The sequence below is a fragment of the uncultured Rothia sp. genome, assembly GCF_937976295.1.
Taxonomy (GTDB): domain Bacteria; phylum Actinomycetota; class Actinomycetes; order Actinomycetales; family Micrococcaceae; genus Rothia.
In genome coordinates this window covers 1-8,467 of record NZ_CALJRY010000016.1, presented here as the reverse complement: position 1 = coordinate 8,467, position 8,467 = coordinate 1, and the positions used below count along the sequence as shown (strand labels likewise).

General features: G+C 61.2%; 7 protein-coding genes and 1 pseudogene. 1 reads left to right on the top strand and 7 read right to left on the bottom strand.

All coding sequences use genetic code 11. The annotated features are described in order from the left end of the window. The 7 genes from Q0216_RS00425 to Q0216_RS00395 all read right to left on the bottom strand — a co-directional run. Nucleotides 1–244 (bottom strand): IS3 family transposase (locus tag Q0216_RS00425; RefSeq protein WP_298591965.1); only part of this gene is annotated, 244 nt, incomplete at its 3' end. Between the two features lie 32 nt (nucleotides 245–276). Continuing rightward, nucleotides 277–789 carry a helix-turn-helix domain-containing protein gene (locus Q0216_RS00420; RefSeq protein WP_298591962.1) on the bottom strand — a complete coding sequence of 171 codons (513 nt, stop codon included), beginning with the start codon at nucleotides 787–789 and terminating at the stop codon, nucleotides 277–279. A gap of 146 nt (nucleotides 790–935) precedes the next feature. Continuing rightward, entirely contained in the window at nucleotides 936–2,075 is a 1,140-nt protein-coding gene (gene dapC, locus Q0216_RS00415; RefSeq protein ID WP_298591960.1) for a succinyldiaminopimelate transaminase, read from the bottom strand. Between the two features lie 177 nt (nucleotides 2,076–2,252). Continuing rightward, the gene (fdxA, locus tag Q0216_RS00410; RefSeq protein ID WP_060824492.1) at nucleotides 2,253–2,573 is read right to left on the bottom strand and encodes a ferredoxin; all 321 of its coding nucleotides are present in this window, start codon (nucleotides 2,571–2,573) and stop codon (nucleotides 2,253–2,255) included. Between the two features lie 514 nt (nucleotides 2,574–3,087). Beyond that, the gene (locus Q0216_RS00405) at nucleotides 3,088–4,437 is read right to left on the bottom strand and encodes a PIG-L family deacetylase (RefSeq protein WP_298591956.1); all 1,350 of its coding nucleotides are present in this window, start codon (nucleotides 4,435–4,437) and stop codon (nucleotides 3,088–3,090) included. Between the two features lie 365 nt (nucleotides 4,438–4,802). Further along, the gene (typA, locus tag Q0216_RS00400; RefSeq protein WP_298591954.1) at nucleotides 4,803–6,716 is read right to left on the bottom strand and encodes a translational GTPase TypA; all 1,914 of its coding nucleotides are present in this window, start codon (nucleotides 6,714–6,716) and stop codon (nucleotides 4,803–4,805) included. Between the two features lie 207 nt (nucleotides 6,717–6,923). Further along, a complete protein-coding gene (locus Q0216_RS00395; RefSeq protein ID WP_298591953.1) occupies nucleotides 6,924–7,856 on the bottom strand; it encodes an NAD(+) diphosphatase in 933 nt (310 codons plus the stop codon). A 130-nt stretch (nucleotides 7,857–7,986) separates the two neighbouring features. Here Q0216_RS00395 and Q0216_RS00390 point away from each other — a divergent pair. Next, nucleotides 7,987–8,467: pseudogene (locus Q0216_RS00390) on the top strand (glucose-6-phosphate isomerase); the annotation flags it as partial.

The following is an 8,467-nucleotide window of genomic DNA, read 5'->3' as shown; positions in this document are numbered from 1 at the left end:
GGCGTATGCCGCAGCGCAGCCCCATCTCGCGCATCATCTTCAAGACCGTCTTGTCGGCGATGCGCTCTCCTTCCTCAGCGCGCAGGCACATGGCTACCTGCCTGTGACCGCACCCGTTGGGGGTTCGCGAAAAGATCTGGGCGACCTTGGGCCGCAGATACGCCCTGGTTGGCTGCTGGGGGTGAGCCAGCGCGTAGTAGTAGCTCGACCTGGCAAGACCGGCGGCCTCGAGGAGATCACACACCGCGTGTCCACGCCCTGAAAGCTCGGCGACCGCTAGGGCTTTGTCCCGGTTTGGGAGCGCCTCTGCGCCTTCAGGGCAATCGATTTTTTTAGGTACGCCACCTGTGCCTCAAGCTTGCGCACGCGCGCAGCAAGTTCCTCCTCACGCGTTGGTGGCACCGCCCGCACCGACCCCTTCGGCCTGCCTTTAGGTTTAGGCTTAAGTGCCTGCGCGCCGCCTTGCCGGTACAGCCTGCACCACTGTTTCAACGGTGTCGCGCTGGCAATACCGAAATGCACCATCGCCTCGGGCTTACTCATCCCACCGTCAACCACGGCCGCCGCTGCGGCGACTTTGGTCTCGTAGTCGTATTTGGTTCGTTTTACTCCCATGGTAAGAAGCCCGTCCTTCCCGATGACGCGGTACATTTTCTGCCACTCTCTCACAGTCGCGGCGGACACACCAAGCTTCCTGGCGGTTAGACCATAGCCGAATCCTCTCTCGAACATTTGCGCTGCTTGTTCCCGGAGCGAACGATCGTGTCTTAATCCTAGGTTGATGGACATGAAAAGCCTCCTGTTTCTTGGACTTTAGTTTTGTTGTCCAAGAAACGGGAGGCAGTTCAGGGAGGGCGCGGGGGCTTTTGCTACCCGGAGTAAGTTGTTTACCGGGCTTGCTGAGAGCTTCTGGAGCTTGCTGGGCTTCTGGAGCTTTACTGGGCTACAGAAGCCTTCAGACGCTCAGCAGCCTTCGCCACCGCCTCATCGGAGGCGGTCAGGGCGATACGTACGTAACCTTCACCGTCCTCACCGTAGAACACGCCGGGACCAGCAATAATACCTAGCTCCGCCAGGCGACCAATCGAATCCCAGGTGGACTCACCGAAAGTGGTCCACAGGTACAGGCCAGCCTCAGAATTCTCGATGCGACCACCTGCGGCGGTAATCGCCTCCTCCAGCACCTCGCGGCGGGCACGGTACAGGTCCTTCTGCGCCGCCACATGCGCCTCATCAGCCAGCGCCACCATCATGGCAGCCTGCACGGGCGCGGGCACAATCATGCCGGCGTGCTTGCGGCTATTGATCAGGTTCGGCATCAGCTCGGGGGCACCGGCAATGAACGCGGCACGGTAACCGGCGAGGTTCGACTGCTTCGACAGCGAGTACACGGCAAACAGGCCGGTGAAGTCGCCATCGCACACGCGAGGATCCAGGATGGACGGCACCGGCTGACCGCCGCGCGCCTCGTCCCAGGCGCCCCAGCCGAGCTCCGCGTAGCACTCGTCGGAAGCCACCACAGCACCGATTTCGCGTGCCTGCGCGACAATCTCACGCAGCTGCTCCACGGTACGCACCACACCGTTCGGGTTCGCCGGGGAGTTCACCCAAATCAGCTTCACACGGCTGCGGGTGTCGGCATCCAGCTCGTCCAGGCTGTCGGCGGGCACGGACTCTGCGCGGGCAAAACGCGCACCCATATCGTAGGTGGGGTACGCAACGCGCGGGTACACGACCACATCGCCCGGACCCAGGCCCAGCAGGAACGGCAGCCACGCCACGAGCTCCTTCGAACCGACCGTGGGCATGATCGCGTCAGGGTTCAGACCGGTCACGCCGCGGCGGCGCGCAAACCACTCGGCAATAGCCTCACGCAGAGCGGGGGTGCCGTGAGTGGTCGGGTAGCCGGGTGCGTTGGAGGCTGCCGCCAGCGCCTCGCGAATATTCTGCGGGGTCGGGTCGACCGGGGTGCCGATGGACAGGTCCACCGGGCCGTCCGGGTAGGCGGCTGCGGTTGCGCGGTAGGGGGCGAGCGCCTCCCAGGGGTATTCGGGCAGGTTCAGGCCGTAAGTCATTGTGTCACCTGGTTGCTTGGGAATAATTTTCGTCATTTTAGTCTAGCGTCCGCGCGCTTCCGTGCCTATGGCAAGAGCCTCCATTCCAGCGCCTAGACGGTGCGTGGGCACCGGGTGCTAGATGGAGGCTCTTGGCACCCGCCAGCGGGGTGCGATCAGTCTATGCGGTTGTAGCTATTACTCACCACGAGGGGGCAGCGCCGCGATGAAGGGTACGTCCTTGCCGGTGGGGCCGAGCTTTGCTGCGCCGCCGGGGGAACCCAGGTCGTCGAAGAAGTCTGCGTTGGCGCTGACGTATTCGCTCCACTCTTCGGGAACGTCATCTTCGTAGTAGATTGCTTCTACGGGGCAGACGGGCTCGCAGGCGCCGCAGTCCACGCACTCATCCGGGTGGATGTACAGGGTGCGATCGCCTTCGTAGATGCAGTCGACGGGGCATTCTTCAACGCATGCGCGGTCTTTGACATCCACGCAGGGAAGCGCGATTACGTAGGTCATTGGTGTGCCTTTCTACAAGCTGTTCGCCCCGTGCCCGCCGTTCTGCGGGTCGTCTGCTGCAGGGCAAAATCTACAGAGTAAACCGCCGAGTAGGTGGTACCCGGCGGGGAAGTCTGTGTATAGTCTATCGCGCGCCGGCTGTTTAACCGTATTTTCGTGGTGCATCAGACAGTGCACTCACGGGTTTGTGGGGGTATTTTTTAGGCTAGGCTGACCTGGTATTTCTTTGCATTATTACCAGTCGGAAGGCTTTTAAAAATAGATTAAGCCAAAAATGAAATCTTCGTCACATGAATTTTTTGATGAAGTCGCCGCTATTTCCACCCCGCACAATTTACCGAATAACGCATACATTTTCTTCCCTATTGCCCTCTATCGTCGGGCTTAGAAAACAGCAGCGGTGCAGCGCCCAAAACAGCAGGAGGGGCGCCCCGGCAAACCGGAACGCCCCTCCCCCACGTTATGGCTCAGTGCTGGGCCCCAAGGCTACTTCTTGGCACCTACTTCTTGGCGCCTACTTTTTTGCGCGGGCACGCTGATGCGCCGCACGCGGCGAGAAATACTGCGCGTCCTTCACGCGAGCGCGCGTGTACACGAGCATGCCCAGCATCGCCGCGACCGGGGCTCCGAACCACCACAGGGCACCGTACAGGCCAATCGCCGAATGTCCCGGATTCACCAGAACAAAGGGCGAATCGGGGCGAGCGTAACCGAGCACGTACACGGTCACGAACGCCGCAACAGCCACGACAGCCGCAGCGTAACCGCGACGCAACGACAGGGCACACCACAGGGCGGTGAAGAAAACCGTCAGGTACGCCACCAGCAAGCCGAAGGGCAGGGCGGTATCCCCCGCGTAAACGACCCAGGCGTGGTAAATCGACCCTGCGATACCGGCAAAAATACCCAGAATCGAGCCGGTCAGCAGGCTCGACACCAGACCCGCCTCCTGCGGCTTCGGGTGCACGGTCGCGGTCGGGTCACCGTCGAGCACGCGGAAAGTCTCCACGGCAGAAATCTTCTGCGGCACCTTATTCGAGTACTCAAAAGTCTTCTCATCCACGACCGTAATCTGGGTGCGGTGCGCCTCCATTGCCTTGCGCTTAGCGGTGCCGTCACCGTAAATGGCAGCCTGCAGGCGCTGATCAGCCGCATCGAACTCGCCCTCAATGCCCCAGGTGAGAATCGGGCGATCCTCGTCATCGTCAAGGATCCGCAGGGCACGGTGCACGATTTCGTACACACGCACGTGGTCGGGGTGGCCGTAGCCGCCGTCCGAATCGTAGGTGACCAGAACATCCGGGGTGAGGGCGCGGATCGCGGCAACCAGCGCCTGAGCCTGCGGTTCCAGCGGCTGCGCGGTCAACGAATCCTCCGCCGCCACAGGGTTGGCGACGGGCTTACCCTCCGGGCCCCACGCCATGCCGGAGTCACGGTACAGCGGCAACGCGCCTTCCGCAACGGCGGGCTCCTGGCCCAGGAAGAACTGCTTCTTCACGCCCAACGCCTTAACAGCGCCGGCAAGCTCACCGGTGCGGTACTCGCCCAGCGCCTCACCGTTATCACGGCAGCCGGGCTTACCGACCTCCAGGTGGTGTAGCTCCTCGGGGATGACCTCGCCCAGCTCACCGCGGGTAGCGGTCAGCAGGTACACCTCCGCGCCCTTCTGCGCGTAGTACGCCATGGTCGCACCGGTCGAGGAGGTTTCGTCGTCCGGGTGTGCGTGCACGAACAGGATGCGTGTCTTCTTCGCATCGTAGTTATTCGGCAACAGGTCACGGCGCGAGCCGGGGGCGATGCGCTCACCCTGCGTGGGGTAGCTGGGGGTCGCAGAATCAGGCTGAGTGTTCTCGGTTTCAGACACAGGCTTTCCCTCTCATACGCAGGGTTGGGTTTGTCGGACGGTCAATAGCGCGCCGGCAATTTACATCGTTGAGCGGCAGAGGTGAGCAGCGGATAAGTGCCGCCACCGTGCAGGCGCATTATTTTATCTTACACACTCGCATGTGAAGCGCGAGGTGTCCGGGCTTTTCGGAGGCGGTTTTTGGAAGCGGTTTTCGGCAGAAAGCAAAAGCACCCGACTCTCCTCGTCCCCTCCCCCGCTACCCCGTCGTTAGCTCCCAAACGGGTCGGGGTGGTTAAACAGAGCCGCCGCCACCTCCTTTTCAGAAGGTAGCGGCGGCTCTATACGACAGTTACAGCTGCGAGGATGTAACGTCTTGCGCTGTATTAGTCGTTCGCGCGGGCGCGGCGGCGGAACTCGCGGACACGCTCGTTGGAATCCAGGATGACCTTACGGATACGAATCGCCTCGGGAGTCACCTCAACGCACTCGTCTTCACGAGCGAATTCGAGGCACTCTTCCAGGGTCAGCTTCTTCGGCGGGGTCAGGTTTTCGAAGTTGTCCGCGGTCGAAGAACGCATGTTGGTCAGCTTCTTTTCCTTGGTGATGTTAACTTCCATGTCGTCTGCACGGGAGTTCATACCAACGATCATGCCCTCGTACACCTCAGAAGTGGGCTCCACGAAGAAGGTGCCGCGCTCCTGCAGGTTAATCATCGCGTAGGGGGTCACCACGCCGGCACGGTCAGCAATCAGCGAACCGTTGGTGCGGTACTCAATCTCGCCAGCCCAGGGCTCGTGCTCGATCGAGTAGGAGGAAGAAATACCGGCACCGCGGGTTTCAGTCAGGAACTGAGTACGGAAACCAATCAGACCACGTGCGGGAACAGCGAACTCCATACGGACCCAACCGGTACCGTGGTTCGACATGTTCTCCATGCGGCCCTTACGCGCAGCCATCAGCTGAGTGACAGCGCCCAGGTACTCCTCGGGCACGTCAATAATCATGTGCTCCATGGGCTCGTAGACCTTGCCGTCGATGGTCTTGGTAACCACCTGGGGCTTACCCACGGTCAGCTCGAAGCCTTCGCGGCGCATCTGCTCCACGAGGATAGCCAGGGCGAGCTCGCCACGGCCCTGAACTTCCCACGCGTCCGGACGCTGGGTGGGCAGAACCTTGATGGACACGTTACCGATCAGCTCGCGGTCCAGGCGGTCCTTCACCTGACGTGCGGTGACCTTTGCGCCCTTGACGCGGCCAGCCAGCGGGGAGGTGTTAATACCGATAGTCATGGAGATCGCCGGGTCGTCCACCTTAATCAGCGGCAGGGGCTTGGGGTTCTCAGCGTCGGTCAGGGTTTCACCAATGGTGATGTCCTCAATACCAGCCACTGCAACGATCTCGCCAGGGCCAGCGGACTCTGCGGGAACACGCTCAAGCGCCTTGGTCGCCAGCAGCTCGGAGATGCGAACGTTCTTGATTTCACCGTCGTGACGTGCCCAGGCAACGGTCTGGCCCTTCTTCAGGGTGCCGTTGAAGATACGGACCAGTGCCAGACGACCCAGGAACGGGGAGGAGTCCAGGTTGGTCACGTGTGCCTGCAGAACCTCGTTGGGGTCATAGGTGGGAGCGGGCACGTGCTCGATGATGGTCTTGAACAGCGGCTCAAGGTCGTCGTTGTCGGGCAGCTGGCCGTCTGCGGGCTGGTTCAGGGATGCAGCGCCAGCCTTACCGGATGCGTACACCACCGGAACGTCCAACACGGCGTCCAGGTCCAGGTCGGGAACCTCCTCCGCCAAATCGGATGCCAGGCCGAGCAGCAGGTCCATGGACTCGCCAACAACCTCGTCAATACGGGAGTCGGGGCGGTCAACCTTGTTCACCACGAGGATCACGGGCAGCTTAGCAGCCAGTGCCTTACGCAGCACAAAGCGGGTCTGGGGCAGCGGGCCTTCGGATGCGTCCACGAGCAGCACAACGCCGTCAACCATGGACAGGCCGCGCTCCACCTCGCCACCGAAGTCGGCGTGGCCGGGGGTGTCAATAACGTTAATGGTGATGGTCTCACCGTTGGCGGAAGGGCCGTTGTAGAACACGGTGGTGTTCTTCGCCAGAATGGTGATGCCCTTTTCCTTTTCGAGGTCGCCGGAGTCCATGACTCGGTCTTCAACATCTGCGTGGGCAGAGAAGGCGTGGGTCTGCTGCAGCATCGCGTCGACGATGGTGGTCTTGCCGTGGTCAACGTGTGCCACGATAGCCACATTGCGAAGGTCGGGGCGCGAAGCGGTGTTTTCAGACATGCGTTAAGTTTCTCGCTTAAATCTAGGGGATAGTCTTGCCAAAGGGTGCGCTCTACACAGCGCAGGGGGTCACTAGGAGGCAATACCCTCTGATTCTCGGGTATTTGCCGGTTTGAGCGTTTGCCGGTGGAGCCACTCTAAAGTGAGAGCGTTTCCGGGCACGCCAAAACGGACCCCCCTCCGTTGGGCTTAGCTACCAGTGTATCATTAGGGCTTTTCTGCGAGCCACTCATCAATCATGCGGCGGGCGACAGCGTTCGTGCCGGGCAATTCCAGCTTGGCGGGGTCATCCTCGTCACTGTTGCCGCGCTCCTCCGAAATAGTAATCGCCTCACGCAGCTCAGCGGCGGTGAACCAGCGTGCAGCACGAATCTCACCGTCGTGATGGATGATGGTTTCGTTCTCATCCACGCGCACCCGGTAGCAAATCATGAGCGAGCGCGGGAAAGGCCACACGTCACTCATGCGGTACTCGGTGCTCAGGGCGTGCAGGCCGGTTTCTTCGTAGACTTCACGGGCGATTGCCTCTTCGAGGTTTTCGCCGGGGTCAACGAACCCCGCGATGAGCGCAAAACGGTTGGGGTGCCACTGGCGGTTGTTTGCCAGCAGTACGCGCTCGCCGTCACGGCTGGTCACCAGCGCCATGACGGCGGGTTCGATACGGGGGAACACCATTTCGCCCGAGGCGGTGCGGCGGATTCCCTTGGAGCCGAGGGGCGCCTCTTCGCCGCTGTAGGCGGAGTAGCGCATGTCGATGAGGTAGTCGCGGCGTGCAAGGGCGGTTGCGTAGTGGGCGCGGCCTTCCGGGTCCTCGTGGACCGGGTAGTACCAGAAGCCACTGCTGGAGGCGCGCACCCGAGGATTATTCAGGTCAGCGGCGATCTGCGCGAGGGTTTCATCCTCACAGTAGAGCACGTGCACCTCCGCACCACTATTCTTCTGGGCGTCAGCACCGTAGGCGGCGGGGCGAATCACGCTACGCGCCAGGATAGCTTCCTCAGGCAGCGGCTCGGCAGTATCGTGACCGGTCAGGTAGTGCACGGTTCCGTCAGCGTTGAGAAGGGTTTCCCCTTCGCGAGAAACGAGCAGGTAGCGTGGCGCGTGAGTATCAGCGGGCGTGTGTTCAGGTGAAGAAGTCATGGGGTTTACTCTACATCTTGATACTGCAAGGCCCACAATGACGTGCCAGGTTTCGATTTTTTTCGCCGTATCGTCCCATATCACCTTCGAAAGAGGTGACATAGGCACCCGAAAATAAGAGAATGGAACCATGACTACTTCTATTGACCCCACGACCACCTCCGCGTGGTCCGCTCTGTCCGCTCATCACAAATCCCTCACTCCGAACCTGCGCGAATGGTTTGCCGCTGACCCGGAACGCGCGCAGAAGTTCAGCTTCACCGCCGACGAACTGCACGTCGACCTGTCCAAGAACCTGATTACCTCCGAGACCGTTGAGCTGCTGGTCAAGCTTGCTGAAGAGGTCAAGCTGGAGCAGGCTCGCGAGGCTATGTTCTCCGGCGAGCACATTAACGTCACCGAGGACCGCGCAGTACTGCACACCGCACTGCGCCGCCCCGAGGGTTACACCCCGGCACTGACCGTTGACGGCCAGGACGTAGACGCAGACGTTCACGCTGTGCTGAAGAAGATTTACGCATTCGCTGAGCGCGTGCGCAACGGCGAGTGGACCGGTATCACCGGCAAGCGCATCGAGACCGTTGTGAACATCGGTATTGGTGGCTCCGATC

Bases quoted from the DNA above. Each gene is read 5' to 3' on its own strand.
- Q0216_RS00420 (WP_298591962.1), bottom strand. From the start codon at position 789: ATGTCCATCAACCTAGGATTAAGACACGATCGTTCGCTCCGGGAACAA.
- dapC (WP_298591960.1), bottom strand. From the start codon at position 2,075: ATGACTTACGGCCTGAACCTGCCCGAATACCCCTGGGAGGCGCTCGCC.
- fdxA (WP_060824492.1), bottom strand. From the start codon at position 2,573: ATGACCTACGTAATCGCGCTTCCCTGCGTGGATGTCAAAGACCGCGCA.
- typA (WP_298591954.1), bottom strand. From the start codon at position 6,716: ATGTCTGAAAACACCGCTTCGCGCCCCGACCTTCGCAATGTGGCTATC.
- Q0216_RS00395 (WP_298591953.1), bottom strand. From the start codon at position 7,856: ATGACTTCTTCACCTGAACACACGCCCGCTGATACTCACGCGCCACGC.